This is a genomic window from Planctobacterium sp. AWM4_229, assembly GCF_056160305.1.
Genome location: NZ_JBSWWX010000011.1, coordinates 33443 through 51445 on the forward strand (window position 1 = coordinate 33443; position 18003 = coordinate 51445).

Consider the following 18003-nt stretch of genomic DNA (forward strand, 5'->3'; position numbering starts at 1 on the left):
ACGTCCTATTTATTATCTTGCACTCTCAAATAAAAGGAGAGTGGAAATGAGACTACTTAAAAACAGTTTTCGATTACTTTTGTGTTGTTTAACCTTGAGTACAAACACGCTAGCCACAGCCGTAGAAAATCAAAAACAGGTTTTGATGGTGTTGAGTGGCTATGGTCAGATAGGGGATGAACAAGGTCAAAAAGAGCGTCCGGGCTATGAATTTGACGAATTTTCAAAAGCTTATCTGGTATTCAAAGAAAACGGTATCGCGGTGGATATCGCCAGTCCCCAAGGCGGTGCGTTGCAGGCAGATAAATACGATCCAGAGAAAACCTTTAATGCTCGCGTACTGGCAGACAAGGCCATTATGGCCAAGCTGGCAAATACCCTCTCCACCGCTTCTGTTGACGTGGATAATTACCATGGCGTATTCGTGGTTGGTGGTAAAGGCGCCATGTTCGACTTGCCAAAAGACCAAAAATTACAATCTTTGATAGCTGATATTTACCAGCGCCAGGGGGTTGTCGCTGCGGTTTGTCACGGTCCTGCTGCGCTGGTGGATGTAAAGCTTGCTGATGGAAGTTACCTGGTAGCAGGTAAAGCGGTGAACGGATTCACCAACCATGAGGAACAGTTATTTGGCAAAAAATGGCTGCCTGAATTTGATTTCTTGTTACAAGATAAGTTGATAGAACGCGGTGGTCGTTTTCAATCTTCGGATATCATGCTGAGTCATGTGGCGAATGATGCGCGTTTGATCACTGGTCAAAATCCTTCGTCCACTGTCGATGTAGCGCTGGAGATGGTGAAGGCGCTTGGGGTGAATAAGGTCAATGCGGTATCGTTTCGCGATGACCGAACCATGGCGCAAATCGCTGCATTTCTCTCCGGAGAAACTACTGCATTAGATAGAATGGCTGCAGATAGTGAGTACTATCATATTCCACTTGCAGGTATGTATGGTTATTATTACCTCAATGTCGCACAATCGGAACAGCAGTTACAGCAAGCTCTGGCTTTGATGCAATTTGCACAGCAAAGTATTAACAATCCAAGACTCGATATGCAGATAGCCGAAACTCAACATAAACTGGGTGAGCATGAAAAAGCGGTTGCCACATTGAATGCCATCCTGGTTCAGCACCCTGATTTTGAGCCCGCTGAAAAGATGTTGAGCAATTTGAAAACCAGCAGTTAATAAGTGAAGGAACCCATGACATCATCCCCGGCCATGCATATTTTGTTAGTGGAAGACCAACTGTCTATTGCGTCCAATATTGCCGAATATATGGAAGCAAAAGGTTACGTCTTTGATTTTGCAGCAACCGGGGATCAAGGGCTACAGTTGGCTCTGGAAAATTATTATGACGTGATCATTCTGGACTTAAACTTACCTGGAATGGACGGGCTGGATGTTTGTCAGCAAATCAGGAGCAATGCCGAGCGTCACATTCCTGTTTTGATGCTTACTGCACGAGACAGTATTGACGACAAGGTGTCTGGCTTTCACAGTGGCACGGATGACTACCTCACTAAACCCTTCTCACTGGAAGAACTGGAGGTGCGCTGTTTGGCATTAACACGACGTCATCAACTGCATGTTCAGGATTGCGTTAACCTTGGGCCATTGCAGCTCAATCGCAAACGCAAAACGGTCACCAGGGAGGGTACTGAACTGAATTTGAGTAGCATGGGCTATCGCATCTTAACGATTTTGATGGACGCGTTTCCGCAAGTGGTAAGTCGCACCGAGTTGAGCCATAAACTCTGGGGGGATGAGCCTACCGAATCCGATGCGTTGCGTTCTCACATTTATCAATTGCGTAACGTTATGGACAAGCCCTTTGAGACCCCGCTGTTGAAAACCGTATTTGGCGTTGGCTTTACCCTGGATATCGATGATAAAGAACAGAGCTGATATGAAATCAAAAACGCCCAAATACCGCAGTTTAAGTCAGCGTATTGTTGTGCAGTTTTGTTTGATGACGGTGGCCCTGTCACTGTTTTTTGGCATGTTGTCATTTCTGTTCCTCTACGTGGTGGAAGACGGCTTTATTGTGAAAAATATCGCCCGTGAGGCACGTTATCTGGAAGCCGAATACCAGGCTTCCGGCAGTTGGCCTGAGCCCAGAGCCAGCACCATGTCTTTACATTACTCAAAACAGAGCTTTCCCGATGATATCCGAGATATTGCTTTGCAAGAACCCGAGCGCAGCGAGTTTTATGGTGAGCAGGGCAAACACTATCACGCCTATGAACTTGAAGCTTATCCGGGGGTTTACCTGTTAGCGGAGGTGAGTGCAGAGCTTCAGGTGCGAAAAATCAAAAATGGTGTGATTATATTCTTGGTTATTGCCACCTTAATTGTGACACTTGTCGCTTGTTTTATTGCCTGGTTGTTGGCTCGCAAAACCACCAAACCCCTGCAGGAGTTGGCCCAACTCGTAGATGGTGTCGCTCCTGAGCAAATACCCGACAAATTCGCAGCCCAATTTCCCAATGACGAAGTGGGCTTATTAGCCAGCACCCTGGAGCACACGCTAGGACGAATCGGTGAGGCTTTGGAGCGAGAAAGGTGCTTTACTCGTGACGCCAGTCATGAGCTGCGCACACCGCTTGCGGTAATTAAGAACGCGGTTGAATTGTATCGCAGCAAAAACACAAAAGACGAGCACAACAATGCGATATTAGACCGTATATACGATGCGGCCACACAAATGCAAAAAACCGTACAAGCATTGCTGGTTTTGGCAAGAGATGAACACAACAGCGCACTTAAGCAGCAGGTTAAACTCATGCCCTTATTGGAAACCGCAATCCTGGACAACTGCCTTTTGTTAGAAGGGAAGGACGTAGAGGTTGAGGTGAGTGAAAGCTGCGCTGTCGAGGTGTTGGCCACGCCAGAAATGTTAAAAGTGTTGTTGGACAATTTGCTCAGCAATGCCTTTCAATATACAAGTAAGGGAATGGTGCGACTCTGGTGGCAAAAGGGCAGTTTACATATTCAGGATTCAGGGCCGGGTATTGAAGCCGAGATATCAGATAAGATCATGGAGGTTGGGGTAAAAGGCGCGCAAAGCACCGGTTTTGGTTTTGGCCTATCTATCGTCAAGCGGCTGTGTGACCATCAGGGATGGAGCTTAGCGGTCGAAAGCCAGAAAGGCACCACGGTAACCGTGGTGTTTTCCTGATCAGTTGTGGCTTGAGGTGACAACTTCATCACTAATACCTTGGGCTATGTTCTTCGCCAATTCCTCTGGCACCTCATAGTTACTGTAAGTAGCCTCTGATACTTCGTTGATTTCAGTAAAAAATGCCCAGGTTCCTTGCAGCACCATACGATTTTGGGCGGGTAAAACGCTATCGTGGATTTTGATAAAGTTCATTTCCAATAACAGCCTGGTAATATCGGCACTAAACATCGGGGAGAAGCTGTCAGTATTGCTGATCTCAATGCTTTCGATGAAATTTTCTGGTAAATCGTAATGCAAAATACCTTGCAGCTTACTGGAAGCCTCTTCTCCAAATTGGCTGAGATTTACCTTAAAACTCATTTGCAGTTGTTCAGGCGAGGCAGAGATGAGTTGTAAGGTTTCCATCTTGATAATTTCTGCCAAACGAAACGAATAGCTCTGTTCCTGTTTTTGTTTGTCTTTTTTGGCTCTTTTCTTCTGATAACGCTCTTGCTCTCTGGCACTTGGCTTGTCGCCATCAATTTGCACCAAGGTCCAACGTTGTCCTTTTGCCGCCAGCGCATTGTGTTGCTCGATACTACTGGAAATATCGCCTTCTTCGTCTTCATATTTACTTAGAGTGTAACTCCAGTTAGCGCGATTGCTTGCACTGAACTGCGTGATGGCTTGCTCAACAGTGTGCTTTAGAACCTCCGGGTTGCTAAAATCCTGACTCGACTCAGCGCTTTGTTGCAAACCCGAATGCTGTGAACTGTCTTTAAACTCAGTGGTATTGGAAAGTGCTGCGGTACTTTGCACACTGCATATCAGTGCCAGCACTACCAGTTTGGATGGTTTTAAATACATGGAATGCCTCTTTGTGTTTTTTTCGAGGCACCAGTTTGCGCTTTATGGCGTGAAAGGGTTGTGAAACTGGCTTTCCTTTAACCACACTTCAGGGGAGCCTGAACGTCACCTTGTTGTCGGTATTGATTGGGGGTTAAGCCAGTTTGAGTTTTGAAAGCACGATTGAAAGGACCTACTGAAGCAAAGCCACTTTCCAGGCCCACAACTAACACTGGCCAGTGTTGTTTGTCTGTGGCTCGCAACAACTCTTTGGCATGCTCCACGCGTAATTGATTGATATATTGATTAAAATTTTTATCCGGAAATTTAGCTCTGATGGCTCTACCAACCAAATATTCCGAGACATTAAGCTGTCTGGCCAGATCGGCAACTTTAAGTCCGGACTTTAAGTATTGTTGCTCATCGATAACCAGGGCCTGTAACTGGACCGCGATTTTATCAAGCACCCGTTGGTTAGCAGAGTGCTCGTCTTCTTGATGGTTGGCTTCGCTGGCTCTATTACGAGATTGATGAATCCAATAAATCAGACCTTGTGTGGTTAAGATCACCCAGATGCTGACACATGCCACCACTATCTGGTTGGTTTGGGCACTGAAGCTGGCGGAAGACAGCACCGTTTTGCAAATGACGATTGCGCTAATAATAGTAAAAAGGAATAACATGCGCTGCCGTTTTTCGGTTTTATTGGCTTGCTGAAAGCCGTTCAAACCCTCCCAGATGGTGAGCAGCAAAACACAGGATGAGAACATCAGGGTAAGCTCTCCTAAGATACCCACCGCAAAAGGCTCAACGGCGTTATTAAACTGCCAGATACCATCGGCAAACAAATAGCCTTGTTTAAGCATGATCAGCGAGCCAAGTGCCACCGCGAAAATGATGTGATGCGCAGCCAGTGCATTTTGTTTTCGGAATAGTGAGCGAGCTAGTAACCAATAGGCGTTACAGGTAGCACAAGCACCCATGCCCAACAAATAACCATAACTACCAATCGCACCCACAGACAGTTTTTGCGCCGTCGCCATGGCTACAGAGCCACAAAACAGAGCAAATAGTAAATGCATTGTTTGTTTTTGCTTAACTGTGGTTTGTGCCAGCAATAAACTTAATGTTATGCCTAGCAATATTAGCTGAATGATGGTCAGTGAACCCATAATGCCGTAATACCCTTGTTCCGAAGGGGCTATGATAACGGTAGCTTAAATTTCGGGCAAATGGCAGTTTGCAACAAATTAAGTCTTGTTTTGTGCTCCAGATTTTAAAATCGGCGAGAACTGCCTCTCCAAAAAAGCAAAATAACCTCTCTATTCAGAACAGGGGTAAGTGAAAATGAATTCAACGCAACAGCTATCAGACACACAGATGCAAACCGCATTTAAAAGCGCAAATAAAGCCAAAACTGCTTTAGATTTTAGTGTTAAAAGTTGGTTTGTTATTGCGCTAACCGGACAATGGGCCTTTGCCTTTTACATCTTGCTGGTTTATGTCGTCTCGCAATTTGTTGGTATTGAGCTTGGCGACGTTGTCCCGGCGCAAAGTTTTAAAAAAGCAGATGGTGTGGATCTCGCTTTTGCTTTTTTACATGTTGTTCCAGCTGCTTATTTATCTCTTTTGGGATGTACCCAGTTGGTGCCAGCTATTCGCAATAAATATCGCGCTTTTCATCGTTGCAACGGTCGTATATTTTTCACCTTGGGAATTTCCGGCGCACTTACCGGTTTGTATCTGCAATGGGGAGCAGGATTCAGGTTAAGCGATATTGGCTCACTGGGGATTACATTAAACGGTATTCTGATCCCAGTTGCTATATTTTTTGCCTGGAAGCACGCCATTAATAAACGCTTTGATTTACATTTGCGTTGGGCTGTGCACAGTTTTTTATTGGTGAATGCGGTTTGGACATTCCGCCTCTATCTGATGGGCTGGTATATGGTGAATCAAGGACCCTATGGCAACAATTCAACCCTTGATGGTCCTGCTGATATCATGCTGTCTTTTGCGTGTTATTTGCTGCCTATGGCATTGGCAGAGCTGTATTTCTGGAGCAAAAAACAAAAGCAAAGCAAACCCATCTGGTGGGCAACTAGCATTATGTTTGTTGGTGCACTGATCACCCTGATTGGGGTTGTGTCTGCAGGTTTAATGATGTGGGCACCCAGAATAAGTATGGTGTTGCAAACCCTTTAATTTGTGGCATTAGAGTATTGTTTTGATAGGGTATCATGTGGTTTTAGTGAAAGGATTGAGTGAGATATGATCACCAATATAATTGCTGTTGTGGTGGCTTTGATTATTTCAGCCTTCGTTATTTGGCGATTTAAGCGCTTGCGAGGCCAACGACAAATGCGTTATTACGCCTGGTTGTTGGCAACGTTTCCTTTGTACTACTTCGCTTTTGCGCTTTTTGTTCCGAATGTTTCGGTATTGGCAAAGGAAGCAGGGGGGAGCATCTTGTTCTTTCTGCTTGTCGTATTGGCTTTGAGAGTGAAGCCTATTTTGGCTACGATGACACTTGCTTTAGGCTATTTGTTGCATGCCGGATACGACCTGTCCCATGACAATCTCTTCATTAATCAGGGGATGCCTGACTGGTGGCCGCTTTTTTGTGGGCTAGTGGACGGCATTCTCGGCCTGTACTTGATGTACCTGGTTTATCGCACTCCGGCCTGCAAAATGTAACAAATTACAACGTTACCTTGCTTGTTCAGGCGCAGTTCATTTCAGCCCGAAACATTTTGAAAATATTAACCTTTGCTGTTTGAAAGGCGTGTAGTTGACGGCAAGGGGTAATCCTGACAGTCTGGCAAACTGCTAGAAAAACACTAAAAAAATAACACTTAACGACAACGAGGTTGGAGATGGACAGACGGGAATTTGTAAAAATCGCCGGTGTGGGTACTGGCGCCCTGATGTTACCTGTAATGGGTAATGTGGTGGCCGAAGAGCAACTGCTGGATAAACCGATGGACGTGCAATTTAAAAAGCGTCTTGCCGATATCGCACTTAATGCTGCCAAAGCCAAAGGCGCCAGCTATTGTGATGTGCGTATTGGTCGCTACTTAAATCAGTTTGTGACGACACGTGAGAAGAACGTGGACAATATCGTCAACACTGAATCAGCAGGTGTGGGAATTCGCGTTATCGTGAACGGCACCTGGGGATTTGCAGCCAGTTCCAGAATGGATCCCGATTCAGTCGCTAAAACGGCCGAGCAAGCCTGTGCCGTGGCCAAAGCTAACTCGAAATTCCAGGATGAGCCGGTAAAACTGGCACCAGTTAAAGGCGTAGGTGAAGTCTCATGGCAAACACCTATTAAGAAAAACGCCATTGAAATTCCCATCAAAGACAAAGTCGACTTGTTGTTGTCTGTTAACGATGCTGCTATGGCCAACGGCGCCAACTACATCACCTCCATTTTGTTCCTTGTAAATGAACAAAAGTATTTTGCTTCCAGTGATGGCTCCTACATCGATCAGGATGTGCATCGTTTGTGGGCACCGTTTTTTGCCACAGCTGTAGGCGAGGGCGGCTTTAAAACCCGTAACAGCCTGGGCAACCCTGTAGGTATGGGCTTTGAATACCTGGATGGAAAAGAAGAAGATAAAATTCGCATTCAAGGTGCGAATATCGGTTACAAAAATTCCTACGACATGTTGGAGGATGCTGCCGAGGCGGGTAAACAACTTAAGGCCAAGCTTAAGGCGAAATCCGTGGAGCCGGGTAAATATGACCTGGTATTAGATCCTGCCCACCTGATGTTGACCATTCATGAGTCGGTGGGTCACCCACTAGAACTAGACAGGGTCTTGGGCTATGAAGCCAACTATGCGGGCACCAGTTTTGCTACTCTGGATAAGTGGCGTTCAGGCAAGTTCCAATACGGCTCAGACATCGTCAATTTGTTTGCTGATAAAACTCAGCCCGGCTCATTAGGTTATGTGGGTTATGACGATGAAGGGGTTAAAACCAAAGAATGGGATCTGGTGAAAGACGGCATTCTGGTTAACTACCAGGCAACTCGTGACCAGGTACACATGATAGATCAAAAAGAGTCTCACGGTTGCTGTTATTCCCAAAGCTGGGCTGACGTGCAATTTCAGCGCATGCCCAATGTTTCACTGCGTCCTAACAAAGAGGATATGTCTGCGGAAGACGTTATCAAGGATGTGGAAGATGGTATTTATATCGCTGGCCGTGGTTCGTTTTCCATCGACCAGCAGCGTTACAACTTCCAGTTTGGCGGTCAGCTGTTTTATGAAATCAAAGATGGCAAGATCACCGACCAAATTGAAGATGTTGCCTATCAATCTAACACTCAGGAGTTCTGGAATAGCTGTACCCAAATGGCTGGCGTTTCAGATTATCGCCTGGGTGGTTCTTTCTTCGACGGTAAAGGTCAACCCTCTCAGGTGAGCGCTGTATCCCACGGCTGTCCCACCACCCGTTTCAACAATGTCAACGTTATTAATACGGCGCGTAAAGTGTAAGCACTGGCAACAGGAAAAGAGGAATTTATTAAAATGGCTATTATCAGCGAAAAAGAAGCAAAAGAATTATTGGTCAAAGTACTGTCCTTCTCCAAAGCCGATGAGTGCGAATGCAACTTGTCTGGCAGTCTGGAAGGTAACATCCGTTATGCCAGAAATACCGTGAGTACTTCCGGTGAAGTCAGTGACGTAACATTGGTAGTACAGTCATCCTTTGGCAAGAAAAGTGGCGTGGCAACCATTAACGAATTTGATGACGCATCGTTAAAAAAGGTGGTTCGTCGCTCCGAGGAACTGGCTAAACTGGCTCCGGAAAATCCAGAATATATGCCAGTTTTAGAGGCACAGAAATACAAGAAAGTGAATGGTCATTCCGCCACCACGGCGGCCATTACACCTGACAATCGCGCCAGCATGGCCAACGACAGTATTTCTTTGTCCAAAAAAGACAAGCTGGTGGTATCGGGGTTCATTAATGATAGCGAATCTTTCATCGCCATCATGAACAACAAAGGTTTATTTGCCTATGATACCAATACCAACATCGACTTTACCGCGACACTGCGTACCGAAGACGGCAAAGGTTCTGGCTGGGTAACGCGTGATTTTACCGATTCATCCAAACTAGATACCAAGTCAGCTACCAGCATTGCCATCAAAAAGGCCAAAGGCTCGGTGGATGCTAAAGAAATGGAGCCTGGTAAGTACACCGTGATCCTGGAGCCTGCTGCTACCGTGCAGTTGATCACTAACATGTTTAATTCCATGGATCAGCGCAGCGCCGACGAAGGCCGTAGCTTTTTGAGTATTAAACCGCAGGATCGAAAGGAAGATGGACCACTCAATAAACTGGGTGAAAAGATGTTTGACGAGCGTGTAACCTTATACAGCGATCCGCAACATCCGGAAGTGCCAACCGCACCATTTGCTGGTGATGGACATGCCTGCGAAAAAACCATGTGGATTGAGAAAGGGGTAGTGAAAAACATGCCTAATTCACGTTACTGGGCGCAGAAAACGGGTACCCAGTACAAACCTACCCATTACACAGGCGGCGGTATTTTTGGTGGCAATACGCAAATCATTATGGAAGGCGGCAATGAGTCACTGGAAGAGATGATCAAAAACACCCGTAAAGGGATTTTAGTGACGCGTTTGTGGTATATCCGCCAGTTGGATCCACAATCCCTGATGTACACAGGTTTAACCCGTGACGGAACTTTCTATGTGGAGAACGGCGAAATTAAATATCCGGTGAAAAACTTCCGCTTCAACGAAAGTCCCATCATCATGTTGAACAACATCGAAGCCATGGGTAAACCCGTACGTATCAATGGTGGTTTAATACCGCCTATGAAGATCCGCGACTTTACCTTCAGTAGCTTGTCAGACGCTGTATAAGGGCATTATGCACTTTAAGCGACGACGCTTTTTGCAACAGTTAGCGGCCATACCGGCCGCTTCTGCTTTGAGCGGTATGAGTTTCGCTGACGATTACGATTTCTATTTTACCCGACTCAGTTACGAATCGGGCAATTGGGACGTAGACGAGCGTACGCCAGCCAATATATTAAACTCTTTGATTGAGTATACACACTTGCGGGTAGATCTTACTGAACGGGTATTACCGCTTGCCGACCCGCGTATGCTTAACAGCCCGTTTTGTTACATGGCAGGCCATAAACTGGTGCAGTTTAATTTGGAAGAGCGCAATAACTTTGAGCAGTACGTCAAAAGCGGTGGCTTTGTGTTTGTGGATGACTGCAATCACGATATTGATGGCCTGTTTGCCCGTAGTTTTGAACAACAAATGGCGGATATTTTTGGTGAGCAAGCGCTGCAAAAAATCCCCAATGATCATGCCTTGTATTCCAGTTTTTTTGAGTTTGATGGCCCGCCTCGAACCTCATACGAACTCAATGGTTGGGGCGACGACCTGGTGCATGAATATCTGAAAGCCATCGTAATCAACGGCAAAATAGCCGTGTTGTATAGCAACAAAGATTATGGCTGTGAATGGGATTACGATTTTCGCAATAAACGCTGGTTGCGGGTGGACAACACTCGCTTTGCCGTCAACGTGGTGATGTACGCACTGACCGCATAAGGAACAATTAACATGAACAATAATAATGCGCTCGAAAATAAAGCGCTGGAAAGCCTGCAATTAGTGGTAGAGGAAATTGGTAAACGCATTGTCGGCCAGAAAGAGGTCATTGAGCAGGTTTTGATCTGTTTACTGGCACGGGGTCATTGTTTGCTGGAAGGTGCACCTGGCCTCGCTAAAACACTGCTGGCTTCTTCGCTGGCGGAAACCCTGGAGCAGAGTTTTCACCGTTTGCAGTTTACGCCGGATTTGATGCCCAGTGACATCGTAGGGACCGAATTATTAGAAGAAATTCACGCCACTGGTAAACGGGAATTTAATTTTATTAAAGGACCAGTGTTTACCCACTTTTTATTGGCTGATGAAATCAACCGTACACCACCAAAAACGCAGGCCGCTTTATTAGAAGCCATGCAAGAGAAACAGGTGACGTATGCGGGTAAACGCTATCCCTTACCAGACCCATTCTTCGTTTTGGCCACTCAAAACCCCGTGGAGCAATCGGGCACCTATCCGCTGCCAGAAGCCCAACTTGATCGCTTTTTGATGTTAGTGAAGGTGGATTACCCCAGTGCTAATGAAGAGTTGCAAGTGTTAGAGCGAACCACGGGTAACTACTCAGCACAACTCAATACCCTGTTAAACTCTGACCAAATTATCGAATTGCAACAGCTTGTAAAAGAAGTGGTGATTGCCCCTGAGCTGCTGGAATTTGCCGTAACCTTGGTGCGGAATACCCGGCCTGTTGAAAGTACCAATGAGTTGATTAAAAAGTATGTCATTTGGGGAGCTGGCCCTCGGGCGGGGCAGGCGCTGGTTTTGTGTGCTAAAGCGAAAGCACTGATTGCTGGGCGTTTTGCCGTTACCCTGGATGATTTACAGGCTGTGGCTGCGGGGGTATTACGCCACCGCATTTTATTGAATTTCCACGCTGAAGCCGATCAGCAAAACGCCGATATGATCATTGCTCAGCTGTGGACCGGCTGTCTCAAAACTCAGTCTTTTTTATAACATGGATAGCTGAATCTTGTTACCTGAAGCCCTGCTAGCGCTGCTGCAATACGATGATCTTGAGTTTATCTCTCGCACTATAGCCGAGTGCTACCTCAGTGGTCATCATCCCAGTGTACGCAAAGGCGTAGGCACGGATTTTAACCAGTATAAGGTTTATCAACAGGGCGATGAGGCTTCGAAAATAGACTGGAAGTTGTTTGCGCGCAGTGACAAATACTTCGTGCGAGAAGCAGAGCGCGAGAGTGAACGCGCCATTCATTTTATACTGGATTGCAGTGCCTCCATGAGTTTTGTTCCCGATGGTGAAGTGGAGTTGAGCAAACTGGCCTATGGCCAATACCTAACTGGAGCCTTGGCCTATCTGGCTCAAAAACAAGGGGATCCCTTTTCCTTAACGCTGATGAGTGACAAGGGCCTGGAAAGGATTGCAACGGGTTCAGGTCGTTCTCATTGGTATCGCTTGCTCAACTGTTTGCAACAAAAAGAGGGGCGAGGGAGCTTTCCTCATAGCCACTGGCAAAAGCACTTGAATAGCTTGGTGAGCAAAGCCTGTATGGTGGTGTTTATCAGTGATGGCTATCAGAAAAACACCGAGATTGTCGATTGCCTTTCTCAGCTGAAACACCAGAAAAATGATGTGCTGTTCTTTAACCTGCATTCACAACAAGAGCGGGATTTTGACTTTAGCGGCGTTGTACAATTTGAAGATCTGGAAACCGGTCAGCTTAAAAAGGTCAGCGCTAAAGTTGCCAAACCGATTTTTTTGCAGGCTCAAAAAAACTGGCTGAAAGAATTAACCACACTTTGTGATCAACGCGCTATCAATTTACAACGCCTCGCGGTGGATGAAGACTTTAGTCAGGCCATTTCACAATTTTTGCAACAACGAGCGAGGCATGGAAGATGAGCTTGTTGGCACCTTTGGGGTTGTTGTTTTTACTGGCGCTTGCGGTTCCTGTCATCATTCACCTGTTAAACCCAGACAAAGGCAAACGCGTATTGTTGGGCAGTATCCAATTCCTGGAAAAAGTAAAACCCACGCAACAACCCAGTTATCGTATTAAACACTGGTTGTTATTGTTGCTGCGTTGTCTATTGATTGTGTTGCTGGCGTTATTGTTAGCCAGGTTGACGCTTCCTATGAATCTTAGCAACGCATCTTATGCGCTGGTACCTCAAGACTGGCCGGCTAATTTCTCTGAGCTGCAGCAAGCAGAATTTGAACGGCTACAATCTCAGGGGGCAGAAGTTATGGCTATTGGCGGAGGCTTTGAGACTGTGGCGGAAGCCTTGGCAGGACTACCAAAAAATGCCACAAAGTCTGTGTTCCTGGCGAATGATGTTACTAGTTTACCGCTGCAGTTGCCTGCAAGTGATGGTCATACCGTTTGGTATGTTGCCGAAAACGCTGCTCAAATCAGTCCACAAACACGGTGGTTAATACTGTTTTCAATGGATACGCGGTTGCTGGCACAACAAATGACTGAGAAGTTGAAGGTCTTGCCAGACTTAACGCTAAGCATCCGCGATATCAACTCGGCCCTGAAAACCGAAGAAAAATTTACTGCCATCATAAATTTGAGTGGTGAGCCACTTGGGCAGCATCATTATGCCAGCTTGCAACATGCCGGCCAGGTTTTTACCCATTATCAGTCAGTGTTTTCAAAAGAGCCGGAAGCGGCCTTTCAAGCAGATAACAGTCCATTTACCTCCCATGAGCTTTGGCATGGGGTACAGCATCTGCTATACAACGCTGCTATTGTCGCTGAATTTGAGTCTTGGTTGCAGCAACCTTGGTTTGCACTGTCAATGGTGAGTCTGATGCATCAAAACAGGGTTCAAGGAGCTGTCGCTGGTGAAATAGTGGCGGCACAGCTTAACAGTTCACAACCGCTGGCCAGTAGAACCAGTGAATGGCATTGGGCGCTGTCAATGCTGTTTATGTTGTTGTGGTTTTTGGAGCGAATGCTAGCTGCCAGAGTTGCACAAGAGGCTGTGGTTGAATGAGCAATTTGCAGCGCTTTCAGGCGATTGTGCAGCGGCGATTGAGGGCAGAGGCCTTTTTACTTTGGCTGTCCTTATGCGCCTTTTTTGTTGCGCTGAAATACTGGCCCGTGCTTTCGCTCTTAGCTTTTTCTTTTGCCTGGCTGGAAGTGGCATTGTTATGTGCAATTTCTTTACTTTGCATGGCAGTTACAGGGGCATTCAAAAGGGTAACAGCTGTATCGCTGGCCAGACATCTTAATCATCACTTCCCACAACTGGAATACAGTGCCCAGTTGTTAGCAAAAGACCGTTCTGACAGTAAACTGGAAGCATTGCAACGGCAAAAGGTCGCCCAGGAGTTGGTTGACATATCTGAAAAGGACTTCACTAAATCCCTGTCGCCGCTTAATTACAAGCCCATCCTTGTCATGGGTTCCCTTTCTTTCAGCGTGTTTTTATCAGGGTGGTTGTGGTCACCGCAAATAAAGTCCTCTGATATCGCAGCGCAGCCGGAAAAGTCTGAAGTACTCTTGGCTCTCGAGAGTATTGAAGTTGTCAATCGCGCACCCGATTACATGCAGTTGCCGATAGACACTGTACAAAGTCTAAATATTGAATCTTGGCAAGGCGCTGAAATTGAGTGGCGGCTGACTTTTAACCGCCCGGAAGCGCTGTTGACCTTAAGGTTATCTGGGGGCGAGTCTTTGGTACCTGAGTGGCAAGGCAATATTGCTATCTTTAATACCCAGGTGCAGCAAAGTCAGAGCTATCATTTGCGTTTGGCGGATGAGATTTTTCAGCAGGGTTTCTACAGCATTTTAGTTAAGGCGGACCAAAAACCTGATGTGCGCTTTACTACAGATACTGCCTCTTCCATGAGCTTCGCCAGGCAACACACACCTATATTGGATTTAACGGTGCAAATGCGCGATGACTTTGCATTAAGTGATGCCAAAGTGCGCATGTCCCTTGCTCGAGGTACAGGCGAGGCTGTTAAATTCAGGGATATCGAACGACCACTAAGCGAATTTACTGCTAACACGCGTGAGCAAACCGTCAATCTCGATTGGGATCTAACCCAATTGGGTATGGAGCCGGGAGATGAACTATATCTTGCCGTTGTCGCATGGGATAACAAGCCTGACATTGCGCAAGAGGGTAAGTCTTCCACCATTATTGTTAAATGGTTGGATGAAGAAGTTGAGCAGGTAACTGCGGCAGGGATTGTGATGGACCTGGAGCTGGAATACTTTAAAAGCCAGCGTCAAATCATTATTGAGACGAAACAGCTGATCCAGGACAAAAAACAGCTGGAGCTGGCAGAGTTTAATGAAACCTCAAGGCAGCTGGGGCTCGCTCAGTCGGATTTAAAACAGCGCTATGGCCAATACCTGGGGGATGAGTTTGAGGGAGCGGTAATGCATGCTCATAGTGATGGTGAGCATGAACACGCTGACGAGGAGCGAGATGAGGAAGAACATGATGCCGATGAACACGGACATCACCAAGGTGAACACCATGCGCCAGAGCCCTTTATTCCCGGCAGTGCCCACGACCATCACGGCGGAGATAATAGCCATACTGATACGGATCTCAGTGGCAGGATGGCACTGATAAATCAGTTTGGACACAACCATGGTGAGGCAGATATTGGGCCTGTCTTGAAGTTTAATCCCAAGGCCTACATGAAACGTTCCGTGGAGCAGATGTGGAGTGCAGAGCTGCATCTGATGTTAGGAGAGCCGGAACGCGCATTGCCCTTTGAAGAAGAGGCCCTGAAGTATCTGAAACTCGCTCGTCAGGCTGACCGTATTTACGTGAAGCGCTTGGGCTTTGAGCCACCACCAGTATCAGAAGATAAACGCTTAACCGGGGAGTTGGATGACATACTCAGTGCGGAGAAAAGTCTGGATTTTGTTTTAGACGATAGCAGCCAAAAGTTATTGCAAAATAGCTATCAAGTATTAGCCTCCGGTTGGGGGAGTATGGGGGCTGGGGATATAGCAAAACTCAATGAGCTGCGAGTTTGGGTATCTAATCAAGTAGAAGAGCGACCTGCTCTGATCCAAACCCAGGTACAACTGGAAACCCTATTGGCCAACCAATCCTGGCAACCAGAGGTCTGTTTTGATTGTCGACAAAAAGTGCAACAAAAAGTCTGGCAATTACTCTCCGCTCCTGTTCCAAAGGCCTTTACACACGGCCAGCCGTTCCTGCTTGATGAATTGCGTGACAGAGCAGCTACAGGGGAGGTGCGTTAAACGTGCATGAAGATCTAATGAGTTATATTAACCTGCCTGAACTTTCTTCCTGGCAATGGCTACTTTTGCTATTAACAACAGCGATTAGTGCATTGAGTTTAAGGCAGATATTTCAAAGCCGGCACAAATATAAAACCCGACATAATACACTTGCTGTATCGGCGGCATGCATCGTACTGCTGGCGCTAGTGGGGTTGATAATAAAACCCGAATATCGCGCTGCTAAAGAGCCGGTGGTAACAGTGCATTTACCTGACGCAGATAGCTCTCTCACGACGGCTAAAGGCCCGCAATTGACACTGGGTTATCACCCTGATTTTCCAGAGCTGGAAAGTGTGATGACCTTACAGGCGCTACACAGCCGCTACCCACAAATTGCACGCTTAGATATCAATGGCACTTATTTGCCTGAAGCGGGATTTGCCGGGCTATCCGTCGATACTATTAAAGCCATGCAAGCAAAACCTGAGGTTGGTATCAGTCAGCTTCGCTGGGACAAACAGGTTACACATGGACAGCGAGTGAGTATATCCGGTGAGTATCATTTTACTGGAGCCCCCCTTGCTGAATTGCGCTTGCAAGATATTACCGGTGAAACGCTTGCTGCTGTGGTGCTAAAACCCGGTGAGGCCTTTGAATTTACCTTGATAGCCAAAGCCCCCGGCCCGGTGCAGTACAAAATTATTGATGAACATGAACAGACGGTTGCTGATTTACACTTTTACGTGGAAAAAGGCATTGAGCAACAGACCTTATTATGGGCTTCTTCTCCAAATGCTGAATTTAACGGTTTAAAAAAATGGTTGTTAGCGCAGCAACAGGGCGTGATATCCGAATACGATATCAGTAAGGGTAAAACGCTTGTACAAAAGTCAGCAACGTCTTTAGCGCGAGATAACTCTGATGTGATTGTAATGGATGGACGGAAACTCACCCGATTGAGTCAAAAAGAGCTGACCCGATTACAAGAAGGGATTGAATCGGGTACCGGCTTGATTCTGATTGCAGATGATAGTCTGCAAGATACCACTTTGTTAAGGGAGTTGGGCATAACCCTTAATTCTTATGATGTCCCAAAGAAAAGCATGCAGACATTGGTGCTGGATAAATACCAATTTGATGCTGATGTTAGTTTACGGTCTATGCGCTTTACTGAAACGACCGACGGCAAAACTTTACTTCGCGATGCTGATGGTCGCGCTGTGGCAATACAGCAAAACTTTGGCAAGGGCAGTGTGGTCATTACCTTGATACCAGACAGCTTTGTTTTGAATCGACAACAGCAAGAGACTGACTATGGGGTGTATTGGCAAACACTGTTATCTGCGGCAAAACCGCTAACATCTCGCTCCCGGTTCATACCACAAACACCTGACAATGTTGCCTATATCGGACAGAGAATAAAAGTGTGTAGTTTAAGTGCCGCGCCAAGGGTGCAAACCGCTATTTTGCATGCCGGTGAGCAAGGGGGAACAGAGCACTTTAAAATCCCCATGACCTCTACGCCACACCGAGATACATTAAAATGTGGGTATTTCTGGCCAACTCATGGCGGTTGGCACCAGCTCAGACTGATGGACGATAATATTGACAGCCTCGCTGAAGCGGCCATCTATGTCTACGAGTCCCATGCCTTTGAAGAGGTTAGAGCGCATGCCTTGCACGCTGCTATTGATCATTACAATGGGCAAAAGAGTTCGATTGAGCAAATCCAAAGCACGAGTTATAAACCTGTGCCAGCTTGGTGGTTTGCTTTATTGTGGTTATCAGGGGCGGGCTTTTTGTGGTGGCTAAAACGATAATGTGGTTTGTTTATCTGTTGCGTGTAAAGCAAACTCAGGCGCTTTATTGCGGGATCAGCAATGATCTGGAAGCCAGAATGGCCAGTCACCGAAAGGGCACTGGAGCCAAGTACTTGCGCAATAAACCCTTTGAACTGGCCTGGTTCATGGCGCTGGAAGGGCGTTCACTGGCATCAAAATATGAATATCAAATTAAGCGTTTGTCCAAAAAAGAAAAAGAGCGTTTAGTGCAAAATGCCCCACACCCCGTACATTTTGATTTTTCTGAAAAGCAATAAAAAAGCACCGGATGGTGCTTTTTTATGGATTTGAAATTAT

Annotated in this window: 16 protein-coding genes; 14 read left to right on the forward strand and 2 right to left on the reverse strand. The window is 46.3% G+C overall.

What is annotated here, in order from left to right; all coding sequences use genetic code 11:
- The first annotated feature begins 46 nt into the window (after positions 1 to 46).
- From ACXAGP_RS20120 to ACXAGP_RS20130, 3 genes are read left to right on the forward strand one after another with little or no spacing between them, the layout of a single operon-like run.
- On the forward strand, positions 47 to 1189 hold the full coding sequence (locus ACXAGP_RS20120; RefSeq protein ID WP_475263465.1) for a DJ-1/PfpI family protein: 1143 nt from the start codon (positions 47 to 49) through the stop codon (positions 1187 to 1189).
- Positions 1190 to 1204: 15 nt separating this feature from the next.
- Positions 1205 to 1909, forward strand: a complete 705-nt coding sequence (locus tag ACXAGP_RS20125) for a response regulator transcription factor (RefSeq protein ID WP_475263467.1) — start codon at positions 1205 to 1207, stop codon at positions 1907 to 1909.
- A gap of 1 nt (position 1910) precedes the next feature.
- Positions 1911 to 3182 (forward strand): sensor histidine kinase, encoded by a 1272-nt coding sequence (locus ACXAGP_RS20130; RefSeq protein WP_475263469.1) that lies wholly within the window; start codon positions 1911 to 1913, stop codon positions 3180 to 3182.
- On the opposite strand, the gene ACXAGP_RS20135 is transcribed toward ACXAGP_RS20130, so the two are convergent.
- Together ACXAGP_RS20135 and ACXAGP_RS20140 are read right to left on the reverse strand one after the other, a co-directional pair.
- Positions 3183 to 4031 carry a hypothetical protein gene (locus ACXAGP_RS20135; protein WP_475263470.1) on the reverse strand — a complete coding sequence of 283 codons (849 nt, stop codon included), beginning with the start codon at positions 4029 to 4031 and terminating at the stop codon, positions 3183 to 3185. It lies immediately after the preceding gene.
- A 77-nt stretch (positions 4032 to 4108) separates the two neighbouring features.
- Complete coding sequence (locus ACXAGP_RS20140; protein ID WP_475263472.1) at positions 4109 to 5182, reverse strand: helix-turn-helix domain-containing protein; 1074 nt, start codon at positions 5180 to 5182, stop codon at positions 4109 to 4111.
- A 175-nt stretch (positions 5183 to 5357) separates the two neighbouring features.
- On the opposite strand from ACXAGP_RS20140, the gene ACXAGP_RS20145 reads away from it, so the two are divergent.
- From ACXAGP_RS20145 to ACXAGP_RS20195, 11 genes are all read left to right on the forward strand, one after another.
- Positions 5358 to 6215 (forward strand): DUF2306 domain-containing protein, encoded by an 858-nt coding sequence (locus tag ACXAGP_RS20145; protein ID WP_475263474.1) that lies wholly within the window; start codon positions 5358 to 5360, stop codon positions 6213 to 6215.
- A 66-nt stretch (positions 6216 to 6281) separates the two neighbouring features.
- Positions 6282 to 6707: a hypothetical protein gene (locus tag ACXAGP_RS20150; RefSeq protein ID WP_475263475.1), complete on the forward strand. Its 426-nt coding sequence runs from the start codon at positions 6282 to 6284 to the stop codon at positions 6705 to 6707.
- Between the two features lie 179 nt (positions 6708 to 6886).
- Entirely contained in the window at positions 6887 to 8515 is a 1629-nt protein-coding gene (locus ACXAGP_RS20155) for a TldD/PmbA family protein (RefSeq protein ID WP_475263477.1), read from the forward strand.
- A 33-nt stretch (positions 8516 to 8548) separates the two neighbouring features.
- The gene (locus ACXAGP_RS20160; protein ID WP_475263479.1) at positions 8549 to 9916 is read left to right on the forward strand and encodes a TldD/PmbA family protein; all 1368 of its coding nucleotides are present in this window, start codon (positions 8549 to 8551) and stop codon (positions 9914 to 9916) included.
- Between the two features lie 7 nt (positions 9917 to 9923).
- Positions 9924 to 10622, forward strand: coding sequence for a DUF4159 domain-containing protein (locus ACXAGP_RS20165; RefSeq protein WP_475263481.1), 699 nt, complete (start codon positions 9924 to 9926; stop codon positions 10620 to 10622).
- A 12-nt stretch (positions 10623 to 10634) separates the two neighbouring features.
- A complete protein-coding gene (locus tag ACXAGP_RS20170; RefSeq protein ID WP_475263483.1) occupies positions 10635 to 11633 on the forward strand; it encodes an AAA family ATPase in 999 nt (332 codons plus the stop codon).
- A gap of 16 nt (positions 11634 to 11649) precedes the next feature.
- Positions 11650 to 12543, forward strand: a complete 894-nt coding sequence (locus tag ACXAGP_RS20175; protein ID WP_475263485.1) for a DUF58 domain-containing protein — start codon at positions 11650 to 11652, stop codon at positions 12541 to 12543.
- Positions 12540 to 13643: a BatA domain-containing protein gene (locus tag ACXAGP_RS20180; protein WP_475263487.1), complete on the forward strand. Its 1104-nt coding sequence runs from the start codon at positions 12540 to 12542 to the stop codon at positions 13641 to 13643. Before ACXAGP_RS20175 ends, ACXAGP_RS20180 begins: the two co-directional genes overlap by 4 nt.
- A complete protein-coding gene (locus tag ACXAGP_RS20185; RefSeq protein ID WP_475263489.1) occupies positions 13640 to 15883 on the forward strand; it encodes a hypothetical protein in 2244 nt (747 codons plus the stop codon). The genes ACXAGP_RS20180 and ACXAGP_RS20185 overlap by 4 nt, the downstream gene beginning before the upstream one ends.
- A gap of 17 nt (positions 15884 to 15900) precedes the next feature.
- Positions 15901 to 17685, forward strand: coding sequence for a DUF7408 domain-containing protein (locus ACXAGP_RS20190; RefSeq protein ID WP_475263491.1), 1785 nt, complete (start codon positions 15901 to 15903; stop codon positions 17683 to 17685).
- Positions 17670 to 17963 (forward strand): GIY-YIG nuclease family protein, encoded by a 294-nt coding sequence (locus ACXAGP_RS20195; RefSeq protein ID WP_475263493.1) that lies wholly within the window; start codon positions 17670 to 17672, stop codon positions 17961 to 17963. Before ACXAGP_RS20190 ends, ACXAGP_RS20195 begins: the two co-directional genes overlap by 16 nt.
- Positions 17964 to 18003: the final 40 nt, after the last annotated feature.

Coding starts and splice junctions, on each gene's coding strand:
- ACXAGP_RS20130 (WP_475263469.1), top strand. CDS start 1,911: ATGAAATCAAAAACGCCCAAATACCGCAGTTTAAGTCAGCGTATTGTT.
- ACXAGP_RS20170 (WP_475263483.1), top strand. CDS start 10,635: ATGAACAATAATAATGCGCTCGAAAATAAAGCGCTGGAAAGCCTGCAA.
- ACXAGP_RS20140 (WP_475263472.1), bottom strand. CDS start 5,182: ATGGGTTCACTGACCATCATTCAGCTAATATTGCTAGGCATAACATTA.
- ACXAGP_RS20150 (WP_475263475.1), top strand. CDS start 6,282: ATGATCACCAATATAATTGCTGTTGTGGTGGCTTTGATTATTTCAGCC.
- ACXAGP_RS20190 (WP_475263491.1), top strand. CDS start 15,901: ATGAGTTATATTAACCTGCCTGAACTTTCTTCCTGGCAATGGCTACTT.
- ACXAGP_RS20145 (WP_475263474.1), top strand. CDS start 5,358: ATGAATTCAACGCAACAGCTATCAGACACACAGATGCAAACCGCATTT.
- ACXAGP_RS20165 (WP_475263481.1), top strand. CDS start 9,924: ATGCACTTTAAGCGACGACGCTTTTTGCAACAGTTAGCGGCCATACCG.
- ACXAGP_RS20185 (WP_475263489.1), top strand. CDS start 13,640: ATGAGCAATTTGCAGCGCTTTCAGGCGATTGTGCAGCGGCGATTGAGG.
- ACXAGP_RS20120 (WP_475263465.1), top strand. CDS start 47: ATGAGACTACTTAAAAACAGTTTTCGATTACTTTTGTGTTGTTTAACC.
- ACXAGP_RS20135 (WP_475263470.1), bottom strand. CDS start 4,031: ATGTATTTAAAACCATCCAAACTGGTAGTGCTGGCACTGATATGCAGT.
- ACXAGP_RS20160 (WP_475263479.1), top strand. CDS start 8,549: ATGGCTATTATCAGCGAAAAAGAAGCAAAAGAATTATTGGTCAAAGTA.
- ACXAGP_RS20125 (WP_475263467.1), top strand. CDS start 1,205: ATGACATCATCCCCGGCCATGCATATTTTGTTAGTGGAAGACCAACTG.
- ACXAGP_RS20155 (WP_475263477.1), top strand. CDS start 6,887: ATGGACAGACGGGAATTTGTAAAAATCGCCGGTGTGGGTACTGGCGCC.
- ACXAGP_RS20180 (WP_475263487.1), top strand. CDS start 12,540: ATGAGCTTGTTGGCACCTTTGGGGTTGTTGTTTTTACTGGCGCTTGCG.